Here is a 26293-nt window from a genome sequence, read left to right as displayed (position 1 = left end):
TTTCAGAATTCCTGCCCAAACCTTCTGGGCGGGTTTCATGCTTCCGCCTCAGATTGTTCTGAAGACGCCAGCACTATACGACCTCTTACACAGGAGATTTTGGATCATGAATATCCTTATGTTCGGTCCCAACGGCAGCGGCAAAGGCACGCAGGGCGCTCTCATTAAGAAGGCGTTTGGTTTGGCCCATATCGAATCTGGAGCCATTTTCCGCGAACATGTGGGCGGTGGAACCGAGCTCGGCAAAAAGGCTAAGGAATATATGGATCGCGGCGAGCTCGTCCCTGACTCCATTACCATTCCTATGGTCCTTGAAACCCTGAAGACCAAAGGGACTGACGGTTGGCTGCTTGACGGCTTCCCCCGCAATATCGCTCAGGCGGAACAGTTGCACAAGGCGATGCAGGCACAGGGTATGAAGCTTGACTATGTGGTGGAAATCGATCTGCCCCGCAACATTGCCCGCGATCGCATTATGGGCCGCCGAGTGTGCAAAAACGACGGCAACCATCCCAACAATATCTTTATTGATGCCATCAAGCCCAACGGGGATGTCTGCCGGGTCTGCGGCGGCGAACTCACGGCCCGTGCTGACGATCAGGATGAAGCCGCGATCAACAAGCGCCACGATATTTATTACGATGACAAAACGGGGACATTGGCTGCCGCCCACTACTTCAAGGTCCTGGCCGAAAAAGGTGAAACCAAGTATATCGTCCTTAATGGCCAAGGCACGATCGACAGCATCAAAGAAACACTTACCAAGGAACTAGGGCTGAACTAGTCTTTGCTTTCCAAACGGCAGGCCGATCGAAAAAATTCGATCGGCCTGCCGTTATAAAAAGAATGCGTGACCGGTTATGGAAAAACCATGAGCAGCTCAGTGTGGCCGGTCATTTCTTCAATCCGTTTATCGGTCATGCGGAATCCATTTTTTCGGTAAAAGGCGACTGCCCGTTCATTTTCCGCATAAACGGAAAGCTCTAGTGTATCGCGCATTTTTTTGGCTAGGGCTAACAAGCGGGATCCCACTCCCTTCTTTTGATGCGCAGGGGCAACAAAAAGCGCAGCAAGATAGTCTTCCACAAAAGCTATAAAGGCAACCACTTCGCCCGTGTCCTTGTCCTCATCCACAACGACTTCACTTAACGGAAGATACAAGGTTCGCATGGCATCGGCCTTCTCTTCCCAATATGCCTTATCAATAAAAGAATGGGAACGAATGGAAGCCTCCAGCCATATTCGGATAACGGCCTCTGTGTCTTCTTCTTTAAATGCCCGGATCATCTCCCCTCCATGCGCACGCACCAGGCAAGGGCTACCTGAAAGGCCCCATTCCCCATCTGTGGACGAAGGTGCATAGTCGTGCTATATTTAGGAATTCATAGGTTACGAATATGTTTTCTGTTAGCCCCTATCGGATACCTTATGCATTACTATCCAGTTTTTTTGGAACTTTCTGGACGGAGCTGTCTCGTAGTCGGCGCGGGTGCCGTTGGCTGCCGCAAGATAGCTTCCCTGCTCGAATGCCCTGTTGGGCGGCTTCATATCATTGACTTAGCTGAACCGGACTCCAATCTTCAAGTATTGCTTGAAGATAAACGTGTCCGTTATACGCGTCGGCCCTTTGCACCGTCCGATGTCGAGGGGTGCGCCTTGGTTTTTGCCGCCACCAGCAACAGACAGACCAACGATGCTGTGGCGAAAGCCTGTGCGGAACGCGGCATCCTCTGTAACTGTGCCGATGCGCCTAAGGACAGTTCCTTTATCGTACCCGCCCTTGCGGAACAAGGAAATATCTCCATTGCCCTTTCCACAGGAGGCGCTAGCCCGGCGCTAGCCCGAAAGATCCGTGAGGATTTGGAAATATGGCTCGGAGGACGCTATACGGGGATAAGCGAACTTTTGATGCGGCTCCGTCCCTTGGTTCTTGCCTTACATCACGAGACGAGGCAGAATACAAGCCTCTTCCGGAGCATTGTGAATTCGCCTCTGGCCGAAGCCCTGCAACGTCGGGATCGACAAGCGTGCGAATCTTTGCTTGAGGAGTTGCTACCTATCGAACTGCATCCGTATATCATGGAGTTGCTGCATGATCTTGCCTGAACTGTTGCCGGTTCTGGCCATTCACCTATATGCCCTTGGGACGGCGGCCGTCGTGGCGGGTATCCTTGCCCGAAACGAATGGCTCAAGCGTGCCGCCCTCGTGCTTACGGTGCTTGCCTTCACTACCCACACCTTATTGTTGCTCACCACTTGTATGAGTGACGGGTTCGCTGGCCTAAGCCGTTCTGTGTATGTCCAGCTTCTGGCTTGGTGCATTACCCTCAGTGGACTTGTCGCGTGGCTCCGATGGCGCTATGAGGCGCTGCTCCTGACCGTAGCGCCGTTTTCCTTGCTGACGTTCCTGATTGCCCTCTTACTGCGGCATGCCGAAACACCGCTCCCCCCCGTGCTTTCGGGAATGACTTTTACTATTCATATCATAGCAATATTTATCAGTATCGGCCTGATGGCCCTCGCTTTCGGTGCGGGTGTGCTTTTCCTCATACAGGCAAAGAGCATCAAGTCTAAATCAAAGCTGGCAGGTTTCCAAAAGGATCTTCCCGCCCTCTCCGCATTGGACAAGATCAACGCGTTCACGACGACAGTCGGTTTTCCACTGTTCACGGCAGGCGTACTTTTCGGGTTCATCTCGGCCCGCATCAATTGGGGCACAATCCTTTCCGGTGATCCCAAGGAATTTATTTCGCTCGTTGTTTGGGGCCTGTACGCTTGGCTTTTCCACCAGCGGTTCACACAGGGCTGGCAGGGACGCAAACCGGCAATTCTGGCAATTTGGATCTTCACGGTCTGCGCGTTTTCGCTCATCGTGGTGAACCTTTTTATGACGACACACCACAGCTTTCTGACCACACCACGCTGATATGGAACAACAAATCTATCTTATTGGGCTCAACTACCGTACTGCCGGCGTTGAGGTGCGGGAACGTTTTGCGTTGACGGATCATTGCTCCAAAGATACGTGGGCCATCCCGCTGCGCCCGTCAGGGGAAAACGGTTCGGCCGAGACAACATTAGATGAGGCACTGATCCTCTCAACCTGCAATCGGGTTGAAATCCTTGCCGTAGGCCAAGGAGATGTACCGGGGTTGGTTCTGGAGGCATGGGCCTCCGCCAAAAACCGGAAGGCCGTCGAACTCGCTCCGTATGTATACATCCACAAAGACCGTGAGGCGATCGCTCACCTGTTTACCGTTGCCTCCAGCCTCGATTCGATGGTGCTTGGTGAACCGCAGATCCTTGGACAGCTTAAAGGCGCTTACCGCAAGGCTACCCTTGCCGGAACGACGAAGACCATCATTAATCGCCTCCTGCACAAGTCATTCAGCGTCGCCAAACGGGTGCGTACGGAAACCGGCATTGCGGCAAGCGCCGTTTCCATCAGTTACGCGGCCGTGGAGCTGGCTAAGCGCATTTTCGGCGACATGGGCCAATACCAAGCGATGCTCATCGGTGCCGGCGAAATGGCGGAACTTGCAGCCACCCATTTGATCCAAGCCGGAATCAGCAAGGTCAAGGTCGCCAACCGAACCTACCAGCGCGCTAAAGAACTAGCCGCTGAGTTCAAAGGGGAAGCTATTCCCTTTGAGCACTTGTTCGAGCACCTTGCCGATGTGGACATCATCATCAGTTCCACGGGTTCCCCAGAAGCCATTATTCGTGCCCGCGACATCAAGGATGTCTTGAAGCGCCGCAAGTACCGGCCGATGTTCTTCATCGACATTGCGGTTCCCCGCGACATAGATCCCGACGTCAACAACCTAGATAACGTCTACCTCTATGACATCGATGATCTGAAAGAAGTGGTTGAAGAAAACCTGGCCCATCGGCGTGTCGAAGCGGAAAAAGCGCAGGGGATCGTTAACGAAGAAGTCAATGCTTTCCTTTTTTGGCTGGAATCGTTGGAGCTCCAACCCACTATTGTGGATCTGCTCTCCCACTTTGAAACACATGCGCAAGAAGAGCTTCAGCGGACCTTAAAACGGCTTGGGCCCGTGAATCCGGAAACCCGTGAAGCGTTGGAAGCTATGCTGCATGGTCTGATCAGAAAGCTTTCACATGAACCAATTACATTCCTGAAAGGGGCCAAGTCCGAGACAGCTTCCCGCAATGTGGAGCTGATCAGGCGCATGTTCGGACTGGATGACGAACACCCGACGGGCCGATGTACGCGCAGGATCCACAGAAACGAATCTCAACTGCCATAAGGGAACGGACATGCGTTGTTATCTTGTAGACGAGCTCCAGCCTGAAGTCATTGCCAACCTTGAGGCGCAGCTGACGAAAAAGGGCTGTCAATCCGGTATTGAAAGACTGTATTGGCTGCCGTTGAAGAAGGATTACCTGCTTCCCGTCCAGCGTGAGCACACATCCTCTTGCGGACCGCATTGCCTTGCATTGGAAATTCTTGACGATGCCGTCAGGCTTGAATTTCTCGTCCGTGCCAAAGGGCGTATGCGTTGCGAATGTGTATGCTATCTCTCTCCGGAAGCCGAACGCCACATGATGGACTGGCTTGACGCCCGCATCATGGAGGCGGAAGCCGAGCAAGGGTACACCCAACAGTAGTTTCTGCATTGCTGGCTTTTCTCATAGGTCGAGTTAAACAAAAAGCCTCCTCACATTTTCGTGGGGAGGCCTTTTCATGAATAGGCTTTCAGTCACTAGAACAGGATCTTAACCTGTTCTTCATCCTTATCTTGACGGCGGCCGATCGTTCCGATGACCCAAGCACCTTTATGCATGGCCTCAAGGCGGCCCATAGCCTCTTCCGCGACGTCACTGGGCACAATAAAGATATAGCCGATACCGCAGTTAAAAATCTGCAACATTTCAGGCCAAGTCAGGCCGCCTTCCTCACGCAGCCAATGGAAAACGGGCTGCACATCCCACGAAGCGAATTTGATATCCGCAGTGACCGAATTGGGCAGGACACGGGGAATGTTATCGTAGAAGCCGCCACCCGTAATATGAACCATTCCCTTAACGGGCAGATCGCGCATCAGGTTGCGTACAACATCGGAATAGATATAGGTGGGCTCCAGCAGGACATCCTTCACCGTCCTCTCAGAACCGGGCATGATGTCATCCGGACCAAGCCCGCTCTTATCAAGGATCTTGCGGACAAGGGAATAACCGTTGGAATGGATGCCGGAAGAAGCAAGGCCGATGAGCACGTCGCCGACCCGGATTCCGGAACCATCCACGATCTTGGCATTATCAGCCATGCCTACGCAGAATCCCGCGAGATCATACTCACCGTCAGCATACATATCAGGCATTTCGGCCGTTTCACCGCCAAGCAGGGCACATCCAGCTTGCTTGCAGCCCTCCGCGATGCCGGCGATCACTTGCGTGGTTTTGTCCACGTCAAGCTTACCGGTCGCAAAATAGTCGAGGAACAACAACGGACGCGCGCCCTGAACCAAAATATCATTGGCACTCATGGCCACAAGATCGATACCAACCGTATCATGCTTGTCGAAAGCGAAGGCCAGCTTTAACTTGGTGCCGACCCCGTCGGTGGAGGCAACCAGCACCGGCTCGGCCATTCCGGACATATCCGGCTTGAAAAGCCCGCCGAATCCTCCGATATCCGAAAGAACCCCGTGGATATGGGTTTGGGATACGATGGATTTGATACGGGAAACAAGGGAATTGCCGGCATCAATGTTCACTCCGGCTTCAGTATACGCTTGGGCTCGCGTCAGGGGCATGATCCTCTCCTAAACTAGCGTTGGGTAACTTGTCCGGTGAGAATAGGCTTTTCCCATTACTTGCGCAAGAGGCCAATTTCCTTTCTCGAGTACTCCGTTTCCCCATTCCTCCCCTTGCGGTTCACCCGTTCGGGGACTATTCTGATTGATATCCGATTCTCCCAATACATTGAAGGTTACAAATCATGAATGAAGAAAAACCGTTCGCGGGTGAAAACCCCTTTCGAAAACTTGATAAAAAACGTTTTCCGTCTCATGACGAAAAGAAAAAAGCGAAAAGCCTCAAAAAAAACGTCCCTATCTCCAGTAATGACAGTGCAGCTTCCTCTTTTTATACGGAATTCGTCTCGCCGCAGGATGAAGGGGAAACCAGAGCCTTTTTGAATGCCGTTTCTGGCGTGACCAAGCTGGGTGCGTCAGCAAATGCAAAGTGCAAAAAACGACCTTCCGTCACCTCCTTAGAGAATCCCGTACTCGGCAAGCAGTCTCTCCATAACACTGAACAATTGTTCCCAAAAAAGAAAAAAAATACTGCCCCTGAAACAGTCAATAAAATGGCAGTCTCCCCTGCTCCGGAAAGAATGGAAAACGAAACCGGCGAGGAAGACATCAATTTCTTTGCGGCCATGCAAGATGTTACCCCGCTTTCCGGGAAGGGGCGGGAAGTAGCGGCGGAAGCGCCGACACCTACTCCCCCAGTACAAACACCATCAAACCCCCTTCAGGAATTCATCGACGGCAAGCTTGAGTTTGCGCTTGCCTTCACCGATGAGTATGTGGAAGGGCACGTTGTCGGCCTCGATCTGATGCTTGTAGGGAAACTGCAGGCGGGACAATTCAGCCCGGAGTCTCATCTAGACTTGCATGGAATGAACGCGCAACAGGCTTTTGGCGCTTTGGTGGGCTTTTTCCGTGCGGCGTATTTTAAAGGACAACGGACGGTTCTTGTGGTGCCCGGGCGCGGCCTAAATTCTCCTCACGGCATCTCCATCCTCAGGGAAAAAGTTCAGGAGTGGTTTACCCAAGAACCGCTTAAGCGCGTCATTCTTGCGTTCTGTACGGCTAAACCTTCCGATGGCGGGGCGGGAGCCCTCTACGTCCTCCTCCGTAAATTCAGAAAAGGAGGAGGAAAAATTTATTGGGAACGCAGGCCCGTGGATCCAGATTTGATTTAACATTTTTCTGCACGAAACAAACGCTTCACACAATATATCTATTTGAATTTTTTTCAAAAAAATTATACACCTAAAGAATACGGTACTTGTGCAAAAAGATTTTTTACGTGTTTGATGGAAATAGACTGTTCAACCAAACAAATCCATGCTATGGTTCTTTCGTCCACGGGATTTTGTTTTTCATCCCAGAAATGTGTTGATTGAAATCTTGCCCGTGAAAAAAGAATGTATCAGGTTTCATTGCCAAAGCGAGGAAGAGAGTTATCCTGCTAGGTATGCGAAACCTGAGCGCCAAAACCGGAGCGGCAACAACATAACAATGGACACAGGTGGATAAGTTCGTATCTTTAAGAGGGGTCTTTTCCCTAAGGGTACACATCCGAATGGACGTTATGGAAAAGCCTAAGAAAAATGGCTCGCCGTATCTGGGAACAGTACACGACTCGCCGTATTGGTCATCCGTGACCACACGGCTAACATGTATCTCGTTATGCTGTTTTGAAAGCATGACAAACAAAGTCCGCCGGGGGGCGGAAGGGAGTCTTCATGGCTAAAAAAATGAAAACCATGGACGGCAACACGGCAACCACGCATATCGCGTATGCTCTTAGCGATGTCGCTTGTATTTACCCTATCACACCGTCTTCCGTGATGGGCGAACTCGCTGACGACTGGGCCGCAGCCGGTAAGAAAAACCTGATGGGCCAGACCGTTACCGTGCGTGAACTGCAGTCCGAAGCAGGCGCCGCCGGTGCCGTACACGGTTCTCTTGTGGCTGGTGCCATGACCAGCACGTTTACGGCTTCTCAGGGTCTCCTGCTGATGATCCCCAACATGTACAAAATTGCCGGTGAACTGCTTCCCACCGTATTCCACGTTTCCGCCCGTGCCCTTTCCACGCACGCGCTGAGCATCTTCGGTGACCAGCAGGACGTGATGGCCGCCCGCCAGACCGGCTTTGCTTTCCTTTGCTCCAGCTCCGTTCAGGAATGCATGGACATCGCCCTTGTTGCCCATCTGGCCACCATCGAATCCAGCGTCCCCTTCTGCCATTTCTTTGATGGTTTCCGCACCTCCCATGAAATCCAGAAGATTGAAGTCATCGACTATGAAGACATCCGCAAGGTCGTCAACTGGGACAAGGTGAACGAATTCCGGCAGAATGCCATGAATCCGGAACACCCCCATCAGCGCGGTACGGCCCAGAACCCTGACATCTATTTCCAAAACACCGAACGTCGGAACGTCTTCTATGATGCGGTTCCGAACGTCGTTGTCGAAGCGATGAAGAAGGTTGAAGGCATCACCGGCCGCAAGTACCGTCCTTTCGACTATGTGGGCCATCCGGAAGCCGACCGCATCATCGTGGCTATGGGTTCCGCCTGTGAAACCATCGAAGAGGTCGTCAACCTGCTGAACGCACAGGGGCAGCGCGTCGGCCTTGTGAAGGTTCGCCTGTTCCGTCCCTTCTCCACTGAACATCTTCTGCAGGTTATTCCCTCTACGGTGAAGAGCATTACCGTTCTCGATCGCACCAAGGAACCCGGATGCCTTGGCGAACCCCTGTATCTCGACGTTTGCGCCGCCTTCATGGAAAAGGGCAAGACACCGGAAATCCTCGGCGGACGCTACGGTCTCGGCTCCAAGGAATTTACGCCTGCCATGGCCGAAGCCGTCTTCGCCAACATGACCACTGTCGGCCCGAAGAACCACTTCTCCGTAGGCATCGTCGATGACGTGAGCTACACCAGCCTTGAAGTTGGCGCCGACATCGACACTGTGGCTCCCGGCACCGTACAGTGCAAGTTCTTCGGCCTTGGTGCCGACGGCACCGTGGGCGCGAACAAGCAGGCCATTAAGATTATCGGTGACAATACCGATCTCTACGCTCAGGCCTACTTCGCCTACGACTCCAAAAAGTCCGGCGGCTTTACGGTATCGCACCTGCGCTTCGGTAAATCCCCCATCCACTCCACCTATTTGGTGAACCAAGCCGACTATATTGCCTGCCACAAGTCCGCGTACGTGCATCAGTACGACGTCCTCGAAGGTATCAAAGACGGCGGCGTGTTTGTGCTGAACTCCGAATGGAATACCGTTGAAGACCTCAGCCGTGAACTGCCCGCTTCCATGAAGCGTACCCTCGCCCGCAAGAACATCAAGTTCTACAACGTGGACGCGGTGAAAGTCGCTATGGAAATCGGCCTCGGCGGACGCATCAACATGATCATGCAGACTGCGTTCTTCAAGCTCGCCGAAGTGATTCCTTTCGAGCAGGCGGTTTCTCTGCTGAAGGACTCCATCAAGAAAACCTATGGTCGTAAGGGTGACAAGATCGTCAACATGAACCTTGCCGCCGTGGACAACGCCATCGCCGCGCTGACCGAGATCAAGATTCCGGCCGAATGGGCTGAGGCTGTTGATGAGCACAAGGCTGAAGCCTGCTCCTGCGGTTGCGGCTGCGGCCACAGCCATGAACCTGCCTACATCACGGATGTGGTTCGGCCGATCCTCGCCCAGCAGGGTGACAAGCTGCCCGTGTCCGCCTTTGAGCCTGACGGTCTTGTTCCGCTCGGTACCACCGCCTATGAGAAGCGTGGCGTGGCTGTAAACATTCCCGAATGGATTTCCGAAAACTGCATCCAGTGCTGCCAGTGCTCCTTTGTCTGCCCGCATGCGGCCATCCGTCCCGTTTTGGCTACCGAAGAAGAACTGTCCTGTGCCCCCGACACCTTTGTTACCAAGGATGCCATCGGCAAGGAGCTCAAGGGCCTCAAGTTCCGTATTCAGGTTTATGCTGAAGACTGCCTCGGCTGCGGTTCCTGCGCCGAAGTCTGCCCGGCCAAGACCAAGGCTCTGGTCATGAAGCCTCTGCAGACCCAGCTCGAAGATCAGGTTGCCAACTTGAAGTTCGCCACCGAATGCGTGGAGCCGAAGGACAATCTGGTCGCTCGCGATACCCTCAAGGGTTCGCAGCTCCAGCAGCCTCTGCTTGAGTTCTCCGGTGCGTGCGCCGGCTGCGGCGAAACGCCTTATGTAAAGCTGATTACCCAGCTGTTCGGTGAACGCATGTTGATTGCCAATGCAACCGGCTGCTCCTCCATCTGGGGTGGTTCCGCGCCTACCGTGCCTTATACTACCAACAAGGATGGCCATGGCCCGGCTTGGGGCAGTTCCCTCTTTGAAGATGCCGCCGAATACGGTTTCGGTATGTTCAGCGCCGTCAAGCATCGTCGCGAAAAGCTCGCCGACGTTGTTGCGGAAGCGGCCAAGTTGCCCGACCTGCCCGAAGGCTTGGTCAACGCGCTTAACGGCTGGCTGGAAAACAAGGAAGATGCCGAAGGTTCCAAGAAATTCGGTGAAGAAATCCTTGCTGCGCTGTCCGATGCTCCGGAACATGAACTGTTCGAGCAGATTTGGGATATGAACGATCTGCTCACCAAGAAATCCGTGTGGATCTTCGGTGGAGACGGTTGGGCCTATGACATCGGTTACGGCGGATTGGATCATGTCCTCGCCTCCGGTGAAGACATCAACGTACTCGTCATGGACACCGAAGTGTACTCCAACACCGGCGGTCAGGCCTCCAAGTCCACTCCGCTCGGCTCCGTCGCCAAGTTTGCCGCCGCAGGCAAGCGCACCGGCAAAAAGGATCTGGGCCGCATGGCCATGACCTACGGATACGTGTATGTGGCTTCTGTTTCCATGGGCGCCAACAAGCAACAGGTGCTCAAGGCACTGAAAGAAGCCGAAGCCTATAAGGGGCCGTCTCTCATCATCGCGTACGCCCCCTGCATCAACCAAGGCATTCGTAAGGGGATGGGTAAGAGCATGGAAGAGGGCAAGCTGGCCGTCGACAGCGGTTACTGGCCTCTGTACCGCTTCAACCCCGAATGGGCCGAACAGGGCAAGTCGCCTCTGATTCTGGAATCCAAAGCTCCCGACGGAACCCTGCGTGACTTCTTAGCCGGTGAAAACCGCTATGCCCAGTTGAAGAGCACAGCTCCTCAGGACTCCGAACGTCTCCAGACGGAACTGGAGAAGGCATATAATGATCGCTACCATCTGTTGAAGTACATGGCGGCGTTCCCGGGTTCGGCCGACCAGCCGAAGGCCGCTGAAGAGCCCAACGTAACGAAATAACACTCTCTTCCGGGAATCGTTTTTGCCGGTTCCCGGTTTTGACTCTGTCGGCGGAGTGTCTTTTGACAGAAAGGGGCACTCCGTCTATTATTATGTGGATTTTGTTGCTTTGCGGAACAAAACTGTAATTCTTACATCCCGGAGTACCTCTTTATGGCCCATTCTCTTTATATCACTGGTACGGAAGGCTCGAGTGGGAAAACCGTAGTCACCTTGGGGCTCATGCACTTCCTGCAGTCTCAGGTACGCAAGGTTGCCTTCTTTCGTCCCATCATCGACAGCGAGGACGAAGCCCGGCGCGACTCCAGCATCAATCTGATCCTCAAGCATTTTGAGCTGGATATGCTGTATAGGGACACTTATGCATGTACCTATAAGGAAGCGCTCGAACTGGTGGCTTCGGGGAACACTTCCCTGTTGATCGAAAAAATTTTCCAGAAGTACAAAGCTCTTGAAAACGAGTACGACTTCGTTTTGTGCCAGGGCACGGATTTCCGGGATAAGGATACGGCCGTCCAGTTCGAACTGAACACTGAGATCGCCGCCAGCCTTAATATTCCGCTTGCGCTCGTCATCAACGGCAGGGATAAATCTCTGGACGCCATCCAAGCATCCGTCAGGAGTAATTTGGAGTTGCTGAAGGACAAGCGGCGCGAGGTGGGCTGCGTATTTGTCAACCGCGTGTCGTTCTCCACCGAGAATTGCCCCACCTGCGCAAGTACGATAGTTGAAGGCACCGGGGCCTCCACCCCGTTGTTCTTCATCAGCGAAACCCCCGCCCTGTGCAATCCGAGCGTCGGTGAAGTCCAGAAATGGATGAACGCCGATGTGCTTTTCGGTAAGGAAGGCCTGAACAACCTTGTTCACGACTACCTTATTGCGGCTATGCAGGTCGGCAACTTCATGAACTATCTTAAGCAGGATCTGCTGATCGTTACCCCCGGCGACCGTTCCGACATCATTCTCGCCAGCCTGACCTCACACCTTTCGTCTACCTATCCCAATATCGCGGGCATCCTTCTGACCGGTGGCATTGATTTGCCTGAAAGCATGCAGAAACTAATGGAAGGCTGGACGGGAATCCCCGTTCCCATTCTTTCTGTAAAGGGCGCCACTTACGACACATGCCAAGAGTTGCTGAAGCTGCACGGGAAAATTTCCCCCGAAGATTATCGGAAAATTACTGTGGCGCTTGACGCCTTCTCCGAGGGCGTGGACAAAGAAACTCTCGTCAACAAGATTTTCAACTTCCAATCCGATCGCGTCACCCCGATGATGTTCGAGTTCAACCTCGCGGAGCAGGCCCAAAAGCATCGCATGCGCATTGTCCTGCCCGAAGGTGAGGAACTGCGTATTCTGCGTGCCGCCGAAGTCCTGTGTGAACGGGGAATCGCGGATCTCATCCTGCTTGGCGATACGGATGCCATTCAGGAAAAGATTAAGAAGTTTGGCTTGAAACTACAGGATGTCACGATTATCCAGCCCACGGCCTCACCGCGCTTCGACGCCTATGCCCAGCAGTATTACGAAATGCGCAAGAACAAGGGTATTACGCTGGAGCAGGCACAGGAGCGTATGAAGGATACGACCTACTTCGGCACGATGATGGTTCAGATCGGCGATGCCGACGGCATGGTTTCCGGCGCTGTGAACACCACGGCGCATACCATCCGTCCCGCTTTTGAAATCATCAAGACAAAGCCCGATACGTCCATCGTTTCGAGCGTGTTCTTCATGTGCCTCAAGGATCGTATCCTTGTGTTCGGCGACTGCGCGGTCAATCCCAATCCCACAGCCAGCCAACTCGCGGATATCGCCATCAGCTCGGCGCATACCGCGCGTGTCTTCGGCGTTGAACCTCGCGTCGCCATGCTGTCCTACTCCACCGGCTCTTCCGGCAAGGGTGAGGCCGTGGATGAAGTCATCGAAGCGACCAAGCTTGCACATGAACGGGCTCCCGAACTCCTCCTTGATGGCCCCATCCAGTATGACGCCGCCATCGATCCCGAAGTGGCCCGCACAAAGGCGCCCGCCAGCCCCGTCGCCGGGCAGGCCTCCGTATTCATCTTCCCTGATCTGAATACCGGGAACAATACTTATAAGGCCGTCCAGCGGGCCGCCGACGCGCTTGCCATCGGCCCCGTCCTGCAGGGCCTCAACAAGCCCGTAAACGACCTCTCCCGTGGCTGCACCGTGCCGGACATCATCAACACGGTCATGATTACGGCTATTCAGGCTCAGGCTGAAAAGGGTTTAATCACCCTTAAATAAGGGCTCTAATGAAGGATCCGGGGCACCTCTTTCGTATGTATGCTTTTTGCGGAAGATGCCGGATCCTTCATCTTTTATTGCCACAAGACTCTTTAACTTTTTTAATCAGCTGGTAGAACAATGAAAATTTTGGTCATCAACGCGGGTTCTTCTTCTTGTAAGTACCAATTGTTCAATATGGACGACCAATCCGTCCTGTGCTCCGGTGTCGTCGAACGCATCGGGCAGCCTATGGGCAAACTGAGCCACAAGATTGCTCCCGGCAGCGACAAGGAAGAAAAAATCGTAGTCGAGCGCCCCTTCCCCACGCACGTTGAAGGGATGGAGGACGTCATTTCCTTGCTTCTGGATGCCGAAAAAGGGGTTATTCAGGACAAGTCGGAAATCTCGGCCATTGGGCACCGCGTACTGCATGGCGGCGAAGCGATCACCGATCCGGTGCTTATCGACGAAAAAGTGAAAGAAATCATTCGTGACTGCTTCCCCCTCGGCCCGCTGCATAACCCGGCCAACCTGATGGGTATCGAGGTTGCGGAAAAGCTCTTCCCCGGCGTCCCCAATGTGGGCGTTTTCGATACTGAATTCGGTATGACCTTGGCTCCCGAAGCGTATCTGTATCCCCTGCCCTATTCGTTGTACGAGGAACTGCGCATCCGCCGTTATGGGTTCCACGGCACCTCCCATAAGTATATCGCGAAAGCGACGGCGGCCTTCCTCGGCAAACCGCTTTCGGAACTGAACTCCATCACGATGCATCTCGGAAACGGTTCCTCCATGAGCGCCGTTCAAAACGGCAAGTGCATCGATACCTCGATGGGCCTGACGCCTCTCGAAGGCCTGATGATGGGTACCCGCTGCGGTTCTATCGACCCCGCCATCGTTCCCTTTATGATGGAAAAGAAGGGGATGACGCCTCAGGAAGCTGATACCGTCCTGAATAAAAAGTCCGGCCTGCTCGGTATCTGCGGCACCAGTGATATGCGCGACGTGCATGCAAACATCGAAAAGGGTGACGAAAAGGCTGCCCTCGCGTTCAAGATGCTGACCCGCAGCATTAAGAAGGTACTTGGTTCTTACTTCTTCCTGCTCGGCAAAGTTGACTCCATCGTATTCACCGCCGGTATCGGTGAAAACGATGAATTCGTCCGCGAGGCCGTTTGCGAAGGCCTTGAGCCCTTCGGCATCAAGATTGACAAAAAAGAAAACCATACCCGCAAGCCTGGGGCTCGCGTCATCAGCACGCCTGACAGCCGTATCCCCGTCCTCATCATTCCCACCAATGAAGAACTGGAAATCGCTACAACCACGATGCGTATCGTGGAAGAAAGCCAGAAATAAGGTTCTGCCCTGAGCAATCAAGAGCCGTCCTGCCCGCTGTGGGAAGGACGGCTCTTGTATTGCTATCTACGATCCAAGCCAAGGGCAGGAAAGTTCGAGGCTATCCCCTTCCCCGTCACAGTCCACTAATCCTTTTTCCTCTGATGCCACTCGCTGACGAGAGAGAGGATATCTTTGCCTTCATCCGGGGTAAACCATTGGATTCGGTTATCAGCGTTGAACCATGTCAGTTGCCGTTTTGCATATGCCCGCGTATTTTTGATCCACAGCTCCCGTGCGGCATCCAACGACAACGTGCCCGAAAGGTAGAGATGAAGTTCCCGGCATCCGATGCCGGACCACCCCGGCAATGTCCCATCGGGGAATACATTATACTCGGAGCGAGCTTCATCAAGTGCGCCAGCCTCAAGCATCAAATCGATACGGTGTTCCAGCAAAGGCGTCAACGTATCAAGTGGAAGGCGTAAACCTATGCGCAGCACATCCGCCTCTCGCGGGGGAGGCGTTTGGCTGTGCCACCATGAAAAGGTCTTTCCCGTGGCCTCATAGACACAAAGTGCCCTCACGATACGCTGTCGATCGTTTTTATGGATACGGGCGGCATATGCCGGATCGATTTCCTCCAACTTCCGATGCAGCACTGGTGAACCTTCAATGCGGCACGCTTCCGTAAGCCTTGTGAGGATGGTATCCGGTATTGGCGGAATATCCACGATACCATCAAAAAATGCCCGGAGATACAGCCCCGTTCCTCCCACAATCACAGGGAATGCCGTATGTTCAATATACCCTAGGGCCTTTTCCCCCCAAGCCCCTGCGGAAAAACGGGCGTCCGTTTTCAAAAAACCGTAAAGGTGATGCGGGAATGCGGCCTGTTCCACCTGAGAGGGTTGGGCCGTGATGATCGGAAAAGCTTCAAAAACCTGACGCGAATCCGCATTGATGATCTCACCATTAAACTGTTCGGCAAGGCGTAACGCGATTGCGGACTTTCCAACCCCCGTAGGGCCGACGAGACAGACGACGCGGAGTTTCGTCATTTATCAGCATCCCTGTCAAGTGAAGCTTCCAGTTCCTGCAAGCGCGCAAGCTCTGAGAGTTCCGGTACGGGCGGCGGGGCTACAGGTTCGATCTCTCCGTGTGTGAAACCGAAACGCTCACGCAGGCAACTGAGAACATAATCAGGGACAAGCCCACGCACATCCCCGCCTAACCTTGCGACGGTCTTAACGATGGTTGAGCTGATGTACAGCCAGCGGTAGTCTGAAATCAGAAACAGCGTCTCAATATCCGGGCGCAACTTACGGTTCATGAGCGCAATCTGAAACTCATATTCAAAGTCCGAAACGGCTCGAAGCCCTCGAAGCACCGTATGGACATTCCGTCGGGCAACATACTCCACAAGCAACCCCTGAAACGGCTCAACGGAAATATTCGGTTCCTTGGCGAAAACCTTCTCCGCCATGGCAACACGCTCTTCGAGGGAAAACAAGGGGGATTTTCCCGTATCGGCGGCTACCGCGACAATGATATTGTCGAACATGCGCAATCCTCGCCGGATGATGTTTGCATGTCCGTTTGTCAACGGATCGAATGTTCCGGGATAAATCGCTACTCGTTTGTCTTGTGCCATAAGATGATCCGGGTTTGTCCGTAATTTCGGTCAACTTCCAATTCAAGCTCCTCATGGGCCGCCGCTGCGTCAAAACGCAGCAATCCTTCAATCTCAGCAAGCAGATACCCGTCTGGTGCAAGCCAACCGCCCTTCATAATGGCCTTGAGCGTAGGAGCCAGCCGGTTTTCACCATACGGCGGATCGGCGAAGATGACGTCATACGGCTGATACGCCCTGCCCCTCAAAAAACGCAGGACATCGCTCTCCGCCACACGGCACCGATCCGCCACATCCAGTGTATCCACATTCTGGTTCAAGCATTGTACAACCTTCGGCTCACGCTCGACGAGACAGACCTCTTGGGCCCCCCGGCTGAGGGCTTCAAAGCTCAGGCTTCCACTTCCGGCAAACAAATCCAGAACGCGCAAACCGCTCCATACAACCCCCCGTGAGGAAAGCATAGAAAAAATGGCTTCACGTACCTTGGCCGTAGCCGGACGATACCCCGGCCCTTCAACCGTCTTCAAACTCCGGCCTCCAAGGGCTCCGGCAATGATTCGCATGAAAACTCCAGTAGGAAACTGTCGGTTGTCACCAACGTTGAAGTGAACAGATTCTGCCTTAATCACCGGAGAAGAAGAGGCCCATTGCGGGCCCCTCTTCTTCACTTACAGTTGAGTCAGGACAGACAGCAATTCCTTATTAAGCTCAAGGATGCGATCCCGGATATCAACCTGTTCATCCCAAGGCCGCTCCTCGGCCTTTTCAAGGCGTATACGGAGCTTGGAAAGCTTGTCTTCCGTTTCTTCAAGCAGCAAGTTCCAGTCCACATGCGCGTAACTCTTCGGCTGTGCGGTAACGACCACTTCGGGGGTAGCGCCAGACACAAGAGCCATTTCTTCCAAATAACCGGGAGTATAGACCGAAAGATGGAACTGGTCTTTGATAAGGCCGGAAAGGATCTGCTGTGCTTTCTCTTCGCCATGCACCAGTACGACCTGCATGCCGGGATGCGCCATTTTCCGTATCCAGTCCAAAATCTGGCTCTGCCCAGCGTGCGCGGAAAATCCGCCAATCGTAAAAACCTTGGCCTTGATGGCGACATCTTCATTGAAAAGCCGGATGGAGCTTGCACCATCGACGATCTTGCGGCCCGGCGTGCCGACGCCCTGATACCCGACAAAGACGATGCTGGCTGTGGGGCGCCATGCGTTGTGGCGGAGATGATGCTGGATGCGCCCGGCATTACACATTCCGCTCGCGGAAATGATGATCGCCGGCCCTTTCATCACGTTTAATGCTTGGGACTCTGAAGCGCTCAGGGTAAACTTCAGGTTGGGCAGCAATGCGGACATGTTCCCTGACAAATCGATCTCAGGCGTGTCCAAATACTCCTTGAACTCTTTAAAGACTTCCGTTGCACGAATCGCCAGAGGGCTGTCAACGAATATGGGCATATCATCCGGGAGCTTTCCCTTCTGCCGCAACAAGTACAGGCAGTACAAAATCTCCTGCGTACGCCCTACGGCAAAAGCAGGGATGATGACCTTATCGTGGTTATTGTAGCTGTAGGCGATGGCTTCCGCCAGTTCGTCAAATGTCGCTTCTTCGTTCTTATGATTCCGATCGCCGTATGTACTTTCAATGAACAGATAATCCGCCTGACTGGCAACGACCGGATCATGCATCAGGAGCGTTCCCGGACGTCCCAAGTCCCCTGAGAAGACAATGCGGGTCGTCTTGCCCTCTTCCGTCACGGTCAGCTCCAAGAAAGCGGATCCAAGGATATGGCCAGCGTCCCTGTAGGTAACGGCAATGCCCGGATGGGGTTCAAAGGTTTTGTTGTACTCCACCAAACGGAACTGATCAGAAACCTTCCGGGCATCTTCAACCGTATACAGCGGGGCAATCTCTTTGCTTTTACCGTTCTGGCCGGTGTGCCGCTTTTGCTTCTTCTGCTTCCATTCAGCTTCCATTTCTTGGATATGCGCGCTGTCCTCAAGCATCAGCCCGGCAAGGGCCGCCGTCGGGGGCGTGCAATAAATGGAGCCTTTGAATCCCTCATGTACAATGCGGGGCAAAAGGCCAGAGTGATCGATATGAGCGTGTGTCAAAAGGATAAAATCAATATTTCCAGACTGGTAGATATCAGTATCGAAGTTGCGGGCCTCGATCTCGGAGTTCCCCTGATGCATGCCGCAGTCCACGGTGAAACGAATCCCGCAAGCCTCAATGAGATAGCAAGAACCGGTGACCGTCTGCGCCGCACCGAGAAAATGGACTTTCATAGAACCTCCTGATGCAGAGTAAATTCCCAAACAAAGTCTCATACTACCTGTAACCGGTATCTCATGACAAGAAAAACTATGCACTCACATAAGTCAAAATGGTTCTCATCATACCGCCATGATATGAAGAAAAAAATTTATGCGCCCTTCTCTCCCATAGGCTTTCTCTTGGAGTCTTGCGCCATAATACACACCGGGCTATAGTCCCTTCCATACCTCAAAAGGAGTTACCTATGAGCCAATCCCCGATAGACATGCTATCTATCCGTGAATCATGGCGAATGTTTAGAATTCTCGCTGAAATTGTCGATGGTTTTGAAACGCTCAGTGAGCTTGGCCCCTGTGTGTCCATTTTCGGTTCCGCCCGGGTCAAGCCTGAAAACCCGTTGTATGCTGAGGGCGAGACCATCGCCAAGTTGTTGGTTGAGTCGGGTTATGGCGTCATTACCGGCGGCGGCCCCGGCCTCATGGAGGCGGGAAACAAGGGAGCCACCGAGGCTGGAGGAACGTCCGTCGGCCTGCATATCCAGCTCCCCCATGAACAGGAATGTAATAAGTATGTAAAGATACGCAGTGATTACCGCTATTTCTTCCTACGCAAGCTCATGTTTGTAAAGTATGCGCTCGCGTATGTCGTCATGCCCGGCGGCATGGGCACCATTGATGAACTCTCTGAAGCGTTTGTACTCGCGCAAACCAAGCGTATCCGCCCGCTCCCCATCATCCTGTACCAAAGCAGCTTCTGGAACGGCTTCCTTGACTGGCTTCGCAATACGATGGTTACTGGAGGCTACATCAGGGCTTCTGAAGTGGATGATCTCATTACGGTCTGCGATACGCCCGAACAGGTGGTTCAGCAGATCCGCAGGCGGGTCATTCTATAATGACGTCACCAGATAGGCCGTCCTCCAGATCGCAACATCCTCGGACGGCCTTTTCCGAAAACGCCTGCGAACCCCGTGCCTATACAGCATGGGGCCCTATCCCTCCCCCTCCTCCCGGATGGTCATGGGAGGGGTTGATGCACCAAGCGATTGTAAAAGCACAGCAAGCGCCCCAGCAAGGCGAAATTCCCGTAGGGGCACTCATCGTCAATCCTGAGGGGACGATCCTCGCTGCGGAGCACAATCAACCCATTGCCCTTTCCGATCCGTCAGCCCATGCCGAAGTTATGGCCATGCGTTCAGCCGGAGCCGTTTTGGGCAATTATCGCCTCGAAAACTGTATTCTCGTCGTTACGCTTGAACCTTGCCTGATGTGTACGGGCGCTATTGTCCATGCCCGCCTTGCCGGTGTCGTCTATGGGGCTGCGGACAATAAAGCCGGAGCTGTAGAGTCGTGCTTCAACGGCTTGGATTTACCTTTCCACAACCACCGAGTATGGCATATGGGCGGTATTGCTGCACCGGAGTGCGCATCGTTACTGCAAAAATTTTTTCAAAAGAGCAGATAATATTGTTTCGTTATTTTCATGGCTCTGTCATAAAATGTGGTTATTTTTTCATAGTACGGTGAAAATACAATCTTTTTCTCTAGTTTTCCACTAAAGAACTCCATAGCTGAGACATTTTATTGGTTATTCCTTTAGAATTTCAAAAAATAAAGCATCAATCATTTTCTATGACATGGCCTTTCCATTAAACCCTCTTCAACAGCTTGTGTATCGTTTGCTATTATGATTTGTCTTTCTCATGGACAAGCTGTGTATAAAACAACTAGTTTTAAAAAAGGAGAAATACATATGAATCCTACTCTCAATATTCTCGGTATCTCTGGAAGCCTGCGCGCCCAATCCCGCAATACGGGACTCCTACGGTTCGCCAAGCAATGCCTCCCTGCTGCGGTGAACTTCCAAATTGCCGATCTTACCAATATTCCTTTTTACAATGCCGATCGCTGCGATCCCAAACCTGAGCCAGTGCAAGCGCTGATCCGACAGGTCACCGAAGCCGATGCTCTTGTGCTGGCTTGTCCAGAGTATAATTACTCTATCGCCCCGGCTTTAAAAAATGCTCTTGATTGGGTTTCACGCGAGCCGAACTGCGCGCCGTTCAACGGTAAACCGGTAGCCATCATGGGAGCCGGAGGCGGCATGGGAACATCGCGGGCACAGTACCATCTGCGGCAGGTATGTGTTTATTTGAACCTCCACCCAGTAAATAAACCGGAAGTCTTTTCCAACGCCTTTTCCGCTGCCTTCAACGAATCTGGAGATCTCATTGATCCCTCTTTACAACAACAGGTCACGGCGCTTATGAACGCCCTGCTCGTTTGGCATAGTCAGTTGACCAAGTAGCCCCCACCGCAGCAATACAAAAGGCACCCCAGTGAGGTGCCTTTTCTTTCTCCACCAAAAGACGAGCTGCTATTTCATTGCCCTAAACGGCGAAATCGCACGCAATTGCTCAATGATGGGCGGCAGTTTTTCAAGGACATAATCGATTTCAGTGTCCGTCGTATAACGGGACAACGAGAAACGGATGGAACCATGCGCAAAGGTGAAGGGAACGCCCATAGCGCGCAGCACATGCGAAGGCTCAAGGCTGCCGGAGGTGCAGGCCGAACCGGAACTTGCGCAGATGCCGAGCTGATCCATAAGCAACAGAATAGCTTCGCCCTCAACATACTGGAACGCAATATTGGACGTGTTCGGCAGACGGTTTTCCACATCTCCATTCACGATGGCATCGGGAATAGCCGCCAGAAGCCCCTTTTCCAACTTATCGCGGAGGGCGGGCACTCTCGTGTTTTCATCCGTCATGTGGCGCATAGCCAGTTCACATGCAGTACCGAGGCCTACGATGTACGGCGCATTTTCCGTACCGGCACGACGCCCTCTTTCCTGATGCCCACCGCGAAGGAACGGGAGGAAGCGCGTCCCCTTACGGACATACAACACACCAATCCCCTTGGGGGCATGGAGCTTGTGTCCGGAAAGCGCTAAAAAATCTACAGGCATTTTGGCAAGATCAATGGGAAGCTTACCCGCGGCTTGTACAGCGTCGGTATGGAACAGTATCCCCCGCTCCTTCACCATTTCGGCGATCTTCTGAATGGGGAAAACGGTACCGGTTTCATTGTTGGCGAACATGATGGAGACAATGGCCGTATCTTTACGCATAGCTTCCGAAAGCTCGTCCAGATCCAGACGCCCTTTGGAGTCCACTCCCAGATACGTCAGCTCATAACCCTTCTGCTCCAGATGCTGTCCTAGGGCGATAAGCGCCGAATGCTCAACACGGGTCGTAATGACATGCTTTTTTTCAGGTTGCGCCTGCAAAGCGGACATCACGGCCGTAGAATCGCTTTCCGTACCGCAGGAGGTAAACACGATTTCTTCAGGCTGCGCACCAAGCATCGCCGCAACCTTTTCGCGTGCCTCCTGAATGCTCTTGCCCACCTGTCCGCCAAACGTATGCATGCTGGAAGCATTACCGTATTTTTCCGTAAAAAACGGAACCATGCTTTCAAAAACTTCCGGCGCTACGCTAGTCGTGGCGTTGTTATCAAGATAGATGACGCTCATGCCTTCACCTCTTCAACCACAATTTCCGGTTCCACCTGCTCACGAAGAATCTTCTCAACCAGATCCTTCAACGTCACCGTACGGGAACTGCAGTTTGAACACAGGCCACGCAAAGCAACGACGACCCGATGACCATCGACATCTACCAATTCAATATCACCGCCATCTGCAGCGAGACGCGGACGTACTTCATCCTGAAGGGCCTGCATGACCTTTTGCATACGCTGCACATTGGTCATTATGGACTTCGGGGCGGGGTTAAATTCCTTCAACTTCGGCTTCCCCAATTCTTCATCAAGAATATCCTGAATAGTATCAAGACATTCGCCGCACCCGCCGCCAGCCTTGGTGTAATTCGTGACTTCTTCCACCGTCTTGAGGTTGTTCTCCTCAATGGCACGGCGAATCTGAACATCGGTCACACCAAAACACTTGCAGACCAGCTTGCCTTCATGCTCATGCTGCTTTTCGGCGGGTTCACCGCGCCAGTTGCGCAGAGCTGCTTCCAAGGCTTCCTGTCCCATGACAGAGCAGTGCATCTTTTCTCGGGGCAATCCTCCAAGGTACGCCGCAATATCCTTATTGGTCACCTTGGCCGCTTCCTCCACTGTCTTGCCCTTAATCATTTCAGTCAACGCGGAGCTTGAAGCAATAGCACTGGCACAACCAAACGTCTGGAAGGAAGCGTCTTCGATGATGCCCTTGTCATTGATCTTCAAGAAAAGCTTTAAGGCATCACCGCAAGCAAGGCTTCCCACCTCGCCAATGGCGTTGGCATCAGCAAGCTCACCCGCGTTACGCGGCTTCAGGAAATGCTCCCGAACGGTATCCGTGTATTCCCACATATGCTGTCCTCCAAAAAAACTGGTCACCAATCCGGGGTGCGACCGGAGCCACGCCCGGAGAGCATAACGATTCATTAAAGGGATTTCTCCCGACAAAATACCATATAAGCCCTAACAGCCATAATGGAAGAGGGGGGGAGGTATTTTCTTGTCATCCGTTCTACTCGGAAATCTATGCACCGCTTCACAGAGCAGGTCAAGCTGGCACCGCGTAGGATTCATATTGATATCTATTTATTATATATGAATATTATCAAACAAAACCACTTTATCCATTTTAAAGAACAGGCTTTCCCAAAACATTCTCTTCAAAAATCGGAGAAGGATCACGGCCAGCCTATCCTGTCTTTTCTCTATTGAATACGCGGCTGCCCCCTACCCTCGCACCCTGCCCACCCGTAACGGTATCGGGTAAATGAACCTCGTCACAGACAACTTCTTCAGCATAAGTCCCCGCATTGCGCCGCCCTAAACCGATAGCAGCCATGACCTCGGCCTTGCTCCCCACTACTGAATGGTCTCACCCTTCACTACAATGGCTTCTACTATTTTGCTGTTCTTATTCATGCCGTAAGAGCCGTCACAAAAAACTATCACCGGGTTTGCTACATTGCACACTCGCGCCTACCTTGCCCACGACTCCAACGCCATCAAATCCGGGAGAATAGGACAATGTGGTTTTAAAGAATGCATATACCCCGTTCTGATATAAACTTCGGTAGGATTACCCCCGTACACAGCCGAACACGAATCTGTCCATATTCCGGCTCTAGTTCCGGCATGGGGAGATATTACTAGAAGCCTACCTTAAGCCTTGCACTCCAGATACCTCGCTGTTATTTTAAGGTACCTTCAACCGCTAGTATGTATTCTCTATGGCAGATCGGCAACAGCGTGACAAAAGGCCTAGCAGACGTCTCGCGTTTATGATGGCGATCCCTTACGATGAGGTTGATCACAACAGGAGCACAGTATGGCAAGTACGGAATCCGGTCGTCAGATGTACCCTTCGTTTAAAGAAGCCCATGAAGCCTTTGTGGCGGAATACACCGCCCTATATCATGGATTTCCCAAATATCTCGAAGACCTTGTGATCGGCTTTGGATGGGGGGAAGACTCCTCAGGGCAACGGTGGTTCATCATTTCGGCTAACCCGCAAGGCTTACAGCACTTGACCTATCCTGAGCTTGTGAGTTGGGATTTCGAAAGATTTACTGACATCCCGGAGCTTATCCAGCATGCGCATCTGGATAACATCAGCTTCTAAGCTGTCTCAATACAACGATGGATAGACAAAAGGCCCGCTTTTGGCGGGCCTTTTTATAAACATTAGACAACGGCGCATCAAGCGCGCTTGTAAACCGTGTTACCACCCACGATGGTTTCTTCCACCATGATGTCCTTCAGCTTGACTGGATCCACCTTGGTGGGATCCTTGTCCAAGATAACCATATCGGCCAGCTTGCCCTTTTCCAGAGAGCCGATCTTGTCTTCAAGCCGCTGCATATAGGCACCGTTAATGGTTACGCCGCGCAGAGCTTCCATAACGCCAATACGCTGATCAGGACCAAGCACCTTCCCTGAGGACGTGAGACGATTAACAGCCGAAAAGACATCCATGAGCGGGCTAATGGGCGTCACGGGCGTATCATTATGCAAGGCAAAGGTGATCTTATGATCCAATGCCGCCTTCAAAGGGCTGATATGGGCCGCACGCTCAGGGCCAGCTACCATATCGCGGTGAATATCGCCCCAGAACCATGTGTGGGTTACAAAATAGGAAGGCACAAAGCCCTTTTCGGCAATGGCCACCACCTGATCAGGACGACAGAACTGACAGTGGTTAAGGATATGGCGGTGATCCTTACGCGGATTCTTTTCCAAAGCGGCACTGTACGCGTCGATCATATCCTGAATGGCTTGGTCGCCATTGGTGTGCGTGGTAATCTGCCAACCCGCATCATGGAGTTTCTGAACCAACGCAAACAATTCCTCTCGCGAATTGAATACCGGAAATCCGCGAAAATCTGCCGGCTTACCGGGCAACTGCTTAAAGTAGGGCTTGGAGAACCAAGCCGTATAACCTTGCGGGCTACCATCGGCAAAAAGCTTGGCGGGGCCAAGAAATACCTTGCCAGCCTTATCAAGCTGTGTGCCCTGCCGCTTTTTACCATAGCTTTCTATCAGCTTGGCATTACGCCCATTGGGCCAAATGACCACACGGATGCCCAAATCGCCGTTTTCGCTGGCCTTGAGGAAAAAGTCATCCACAGTGGGGCTGCCGCCATTGTTGGCCGTCGTAATCCCCGCAGCCGCATAGACCATACTGTCACGACGCACAGCCTCTTCATATTGCGCGGCCGTAGGTTTGGGACGAATAGCCGAAACAGGCGCTTGGGCTGCCGGGCCTTCCAACACGCCATCCAGCTTTCCGTCTGGACCACGGCGGAACTTACCGCCTTCAGGATTCGGCGTCTCTTCCGTAATGCCAGCCAACTCCAGAGCCTTGCTGTTCGCCACACCTAAATGGCCAGACACATGCTTTACAAAAATCGGATGCTCAGTAGACACAGCATCCAAATCGGCACGGGTAGGATGCCGTTGTTCCTTAATAGCTAAATCGTTGTAGTTATAACCGACGATCCAGTCCCCCTTTTTCGTCTGGGCGGCACGTTCCTTAAGCAGATTCTGCATGTCCCCAATCGACTCCGCACGCCCAAGAGGAGGTACGTTGAGATTGACCATCGTCAACTCATTAAAAGCCCCTGAGGGAAAATGGCTGTGCCCGTCAATCATACCGGGGATAAGCGCCTTTCCCTTAAGATCCACTACGGTGGCACCTGAACCGGCAACAGCCATGACCTCGGCCTTATTGCCCACTGCCAGAATAGTCTCACCCTTCACCGCGATGGCTTCTACTATATCGTTGTTCTTGTTCATGGTGAAGATTGGGCCACCCAAATAGACACGCACCGAATCTTTGGCAAAAGCCGTCAACGCCGGCGAAACCATGAGAGAAAACGAAACAGCAGCCGCACCTTTTAGAAACGTTCTACGGATCATGGATACCTCACAAAGGGGGTAAAAAGGAGGGGAGATGGAACGCCTACTACGTGTTTGACCCTACTTGCTCTTTTTTTCACTGTCAATGCATTTTCGCATTACAATTCCATTTTTTCGTCTTTGGAGTTAATCCCCATCTCATTATAATTATTTTGTTTTATTGTCGCTATGCTTTACCCTCCTTCCTCTCAACATGGCACTTTAAAAACTACTTTTTTCTCAATCAATCCAAAAAATATTGGTAAAAAC

The 26293-nt window shown here is 52.7% G+C and carries 22 protein-coding genes; 13 read left to right on the top strand and 9 right to left on the bottom strand.

Features of this window, described 5'->3' with window-relative positions:
- The first annotated feature begins 106 nt into the window (after positions 1-106).
- Positions 107-784 carry an adenylate kinase gene (locus tag ACZM8Y_RS04805; RefSeq protein ID WP_482333018.1) on the top strand — a complete coding sequence of 226 codons (678 nt, stop codon included), beginning with the start codon at positions 107-109 and terminating at the stop codon, positions 782-784.
- A 74-nt stretch (positions 785-858) separates the two neighbouring features.
- Here ACZM8Y_RS04805 and ACZM8Y_RS04800 read toward each other — a convergent pair whose 3' ends face one another.
- Positions 859-1287, bottom strand: a complete 429-nt coding sequence (locus ACZM8Y_RS04800) for a GNAT family N-acetyltransferase (protein WP_482333020.1) — start codon at positions 1285-1287, stop codon at positions 859-861.
- 141 nt (positions 1288-1428) lie between these two features.
- Between ACZM8Y_RS04800 and ACZM8Y_RS04795 the strand changes: the two genes are divergently transcribed.
- From ACZM8Y_RS04795 to ACZM8Y_RS04780, 4 genes are read left to right on the top strand one after another with little or no spacing between them, the layout of a single operon-like run.
- A complete protein-coding gene (locus tag ACZM8Y_RS04795; RefSeq protein ID WP_482333022.1) occupies positions 1429-2106 on the top strand; it encodes a precorrin-2 dehydrogenase/sirohydrochlorin ferrochelatase family protein in 678 nt (225 codons plus the stop codon).
- Complete coding sequence (gene ccsA, locus ACZM8Y_RS04790) at positions 2093-2926, top strand: cytochrome c biogenesis protein CcsA (protein WP_482333024.1); 834 nt, start codon at positions 2093-2095, stop codon at positions 2924-2926. The genes ACZM8Y_RS04795 and ccsA overlap by 14 nt, the downstream gene beginning before the upstream one ends.
- 1 nt (position 2927) lies before the next feature.
- On the top strand, positions 2928-4271 hold the full coding sequence (gene hemA / locus ACZM8Y_RS04785) for a glutamyl-tRNA reductase (protein WP_482333026.1): 1344 nt from the start codon (positions 2928-2930) through the stop codon (positions 4269-4271).
- Positions 4272-4281: 10 nt separating this feature from the next.
- Positions 4282-4632 (top strand): hypothetical protein, encoded by a 351-nt coding sequence (locus ACZM8Y_RS04780; protein WP_337432111.1) that lies wholly within the window; start codon positions 4282-4284, stop codon positions 4630-4632.
- A 95-nt stretch (positions 4633-4727) separates the two neighbouring features.
- On the opposite strand, the gene purM is transcribed toward ACZM8Y_RS04780, so the two are convergent.
- Positions 4728-5780: a phosphoribosylformylglycinamidine cyclo-ligase gene (gene purM / locus ACZM8Y_RS04775; RefSeq protein WP_302554637.1), complete on the bottom strand. Its 1053-nt coding sequence runs from the start codon at positions 5778-5780 to the stop codon at positions 4728-4730.
- A 185-nt stretch (positions 5781-5965) separates the two neighbouring features.
- Here purM and ACZM8Y_RS04770 point away from each other — a divergent pair, with 185 nt between their 5' ends.
- From ACZM8Y_RS04770 to ACZM8Y_RS04755, 4 genes are all read left to right on the top strand, one after another.
- The gene (locus ACZM8Y_RS04770) at positions 5966-6955 is read left to right on the top strand and encodes a Smr/MutS family protein (protein ID WP_487474502.1); all 990 of its coding nucleotides are present in this window, start codon (positions 5966-5968) and stop codon (positions 6953-6955) included.
- 546 nt (positions 6956-7501) lie between these two features.
- On the top strand, positions 7502-11098 hold the full coding sequence (gene nifJ, locus ACZM8Y_RS04765; RefSeq protein WP_482333032.1) for a pyruvate:ferredoxin (flavodoxin) oxidoreductase: 3597 nt from the start codon (positions 7502-7504) through the stop codon (positions 11096-11098).
- Between the two features lie 153 nt (positions 11099-11251).
- Positions 11252-13369, top strand: a complete 2118-nt coding sequence (gene pta, locus ACZM8Y_RS04760) for a phosphate acetyltransferase (RefSeq protein WP_479858428.1) — start codon at positions 11252-11254, stop codon at positions 13367-13369.
- Between the two features lie 120 nt (positions 13370-13489).
- Positions 13490-14707: an acetate kinase gene (locus ACZM8Y_RS04755; protein WP_302552011.1), complete on the top strand. Its 1218-nt coding sequence runs from the start codon at positions 13490-13492 to the stop codon at positions 14705-14707.
- Positions 14708-14832: 125 nt separating this feature from the next.
- Here the strand turns inward: ACZM8Y_RS04755 and miaA are convergent, their stop codons facing one another.
- The 4 genes from miaA to ACZM8Y_RS04735 all read right to left on the bottom strand — a co-directional run bounded on the left by miaA (position 14833) and on the right by ACZM8Y_RS04735 (position 18610).
- The gene (gene miaA, locus ACZM8Y_RS04750; RefSeq protein ID WP_479858427.1) at positions 14833-15747 is read right to left on the bottom strand and encodes a tRNA (adenosine(37)-N6)-dimethylallyltransferase MiaA; all 915 of its coding nucleotides are present in this window, start codon (positions 15745-15747) and stop codon (positions 14833-14835) included.
- Positions 15744-16340: a pantetheine-phosphate adenylyltransferase gene (coaD, locus tag ACZM8Y_RS04745; protein ID WP_302552013.1), complete on the bottom strand. Its 597-nt coding sequence runs from the start codon at positions 16338-16340 to the stop codon at positions 15744-15746. The genes miaA and coaD overlap by 4 nt, the downstream gene beginning before the upstream one ends.
- Positions 16319-16885: a 16S rRNA (guanine(966)-N(2))-methyltransferase RsmD gene (gene rsmD, locus ACZM8Y_RS04740; protein WP_479858426.1), complete on the bottom strand. Its 567-nt coding sequence runs from the start codon at positions 16883-16885 to the stop codon at positions 16319-16321. Before rsmD ends, coaD begins: the two co-directional genes overlap by 22 nt.
- Before the next feature lie 105 nt (positions 16886-16990).
- Entirely contained in the window at positions 16991-18610 is a 1620-nt protein-coding gene (locus ACZM8Y_RS04735; protein ID WP_479858425.1) for an MBL fold metallo-hydrolase RNA specificity domain-containing protein, read from the bottom strand.
- A 233-nt stretch (positions 18611-18843) separates the two neighbouring features.
- On the opposite strand from ACZM8Y_RS04735, the gene ACZM8Y_RS04730 reads away from it, so the two are divergent.
- The 3 genes from ACZM8Y_RS04730 to ACZM8Y_RS04720 all read left to right on the top strand — a co-directional run bounded on the left by ACZM8Y_RS04730 (position 18844) and on the right by ACZM8Y_RS04720 (position 20906).
- Entirely contained in the window at positions 18844-19494 is a 651-nt protein-coding gene (locus ACZM8Y_RS04730) for an LOG family protein (protein ID WP_302552016.1), read from the top strand.
- A gap of 134 nt (positions 19495-19628) precedes the next feature.
- Positions 19629-20063, top strand: coding sequence for a tRNA adenosine(34) deaminase TadA (tadA, locus tag ACZM8Y_RS04725; RefSeq protein WP_374044376.1), 435 nt, complete (start codon positions 19629-19631; stop codon positions 20061-20063).
- Between the two features lie 288 nt (positions 20064-20351).
- Positions 20352-20906, top strand: coding sequence for an NADPH-dependent FMN reductase (locus ACZM8Y_RS04720; protein ID WP_479858423.1), 555 nt, complete (start codon positions 20352-20354; stop codon positions 20904-20906).
- Between the two features lie 69 nt (positions 20907-20975).
- Here the strand turns inward: ACZM8Y_RS04720 and nifS are convergent, their stop codons facing one another.
- Both nifS and nifU read right to left on the bottom strand, forming a co-directional pair.
- The gene (nifS, locus tag ACZM8Y_RS04715; RefSeq protein WP_479858422.1) at positions 20976-22136 is read right to left on the bottom strand and encodes a cysteine desulfurase NifS; all 1161 of its coding nucleotides are present in this window, start codon (positions 22134-22136) and stop codon (positions 20976-20978) included.
- Complete coding sequence (gene nifU, locus ACZM8Y_RS04710; protein WP_302552019.1) at positions 22133-22981, bottom strand: Fe-S cluster assembly protein NifU; 849 nt, start codon at positions 22979-22981, stop codon at positions 22133-22135. Before nifU ends, nifS begins: the two co-directional genes overlap by 4 nt.
- A 973-nt stretch (positions 22982-23954) precedes the next feature.
- Between nifU and ACZM8Y_RS04705 the strand changes: the two genes are divergently transcribed.
- Positions 23955-24248 (top strand): hypothetical protein, encoded by a 294-nt coding sequence (locus tag ACZM8Y_RS04705; protein WP_302552020.1) that lies wholly within the window; start codon positions 23955-23957, stop codon positions 24246-24248.
- A gap of 77 nt (positions 24249-24325) precedes the next feature.
- Here the strand turns inward: ACZM8Y_RS04705 and ACZM8Y_RS04700 are convergent, their stop codons facing one another.
- A complete protein-coding gene (locus ACZM8Y_RS04700) occupies positions 24326-26044 on the bottom strand; it encodes an amidohydrolase (protein WP_479858359.1) in 1719 nt (572 codons plus the stop codon).
- Positions 26045-26293: the final 249 nt, after the last annotated feature.

It is taken from the genome of Bilophila sp. (assembly GCF_057864385.1).
The sequence above is the reverse complement of the archived record's forward strand: the minus strand, read 5'-3'. Positions and strand labels throughout refer to the sequence as shown.

Bases quoted from the DNA above. Each gene is read 5' to 3' on its own strand.
- ACZM8Y_RS04735 (WP_479858425.1), bottom strand. From the start codon at position 18,610: ATGAAAGTCCATTTTCTCGGTGCGGCGCAGACGGTCACCGGTTCTTGC.
- purM (WP_302554637.1), bottom strand. From the start codon at position 5,780: ATGCCCCTGACGCGAGCCCAAGCGTATACTGAAGCCGGAGTGAACATT.
- ACZM8Y_RS04770 (WP_487474502.1), top strand. From the start codon at position 5,966: ATGAATGAAGAAAAACCGTTCGCGGGTGAAAACCCCTTTCGAAAACTT.
- ACZM8Y_RS04730 (WP_302552016.1), top strand. From the start codon at position 18,844: ATGAGCCAATCCCCGATAGACATGCTATCTATCCGTGAATCATGGCGA.
- hemA (WP_482333026.1), top strand. From the start codon at position 2,928: ATGGAACAACAAATCTATCTTATTGGGCTCAACTACCGTACTGCCGGC.
- ACZM8Y_RS04720 (WP_479858423.1), top strand. From the start codon at position 20,352: ATGAATCCTACTCTCAATATTCTCGGTATCTCTGGAAGCCTGCGCGCC.
- ACZM8Y_RS04780 (WP_337432111.1), top strand. From the start codon at position 4,282: ATGCGTTGTTATCTTGTAGACGAGCTCCAGCCTGAAGTCATTGCCAAC.
- miaA (WP_479858427.1), bottom strand. From the start codon at position 15,747: ATGACGAAACTCCGCGTCGTCTGTCTCGTCGGCCCTACGGGGGTTGGA.
- pta (WP_479858428.1), top strand. From the start codon at position 11,252: ATGGCCCATTCTCTTTATATCACTGGTACGGAAGGCTCGAGTGGGAAA.
- ccsA (WP_482333024.1), top strand. From the start codon at position 2,093: ATGATCTTGCCTGAACTGTTGCCGGTTCTGGCCATTCACCTATATGCC.
- ACZM8Y_RS04705 (WP_302552020.1), top strand. From the start codon at position 23,955: ATGGCAAGTACGGAATCCGGTCGTCAGATGTACCCTTCGTTTAAAGAA.
- ACZM8Y_RS04700 (WP_479858359.1), bottom strand. From the start codon at position 26,044: ATGATCCGTAGAACGTTTCTAAAAGGTGCGGCTGCTGTTTCGTTTTCT.
- ACZM8Y_RS04795 (WP_482333022.1), top strand. From the start codon at position 1,429: ATGCATTACTATCCAGTTTTTTTGGAACTTTCTGGACGGAGCTGTCTC.
- ACZM8Y_RS04800 (WP_482333020.1), bottom strand. From the start codon at position 1,287: ATGATCCGGGCATTTAAAGAAGAAGACACAGAGGCCGTTATCCGAATA.
- nifS (WP_479858422.1), bottom strand. From the start codon at position 22,136: ATGAGCGTCATCTATCTTGATAACAACGCCACGACTAGCGTAGCGCCG.
- ACZM8Y_RS04755 (WP_302552011.1), top strand. From the start codon at position 13,490: ATGAAAATTTTGGTCATCAACGCGGGTTCTTCTTCTTGTAAGTACCAA.
- ACZM8Y_RS04805 (WP_482333018.1), top strand. From the start codon at position 107: ATGAATATCCTTATGTTCGGTCCCAACGGCAGCGGCAAAGGCACGCAG.
- nifU (WP_302552019.1), bottom strand. From the start codon at position 22,981: ATGTGGGAATACACGGATACCGTTCGGGAGCATTTCCTGAAGCCGCGT.
- rsmD (WP_479858426.1), bottom strand. From the start codon at position 16,885: ATGCGAATCATTGCCGGAGCCCTTGGAGGCCGGAGTTTGAAGACGGTT.
- nifJ (WP_482333032.1), top strand. From the start codon at position 7,502: ATGGCTAAAAAAATGAAAACCATGGACGGCAACACGGCAACCACGCAT.
- coaD (WP_302552013.1), bottom strand. From the start codon at position 16,340: ATGGCACAAGACAAACGAGTAGCGATTTATCCCGGAACATTCGATCCG.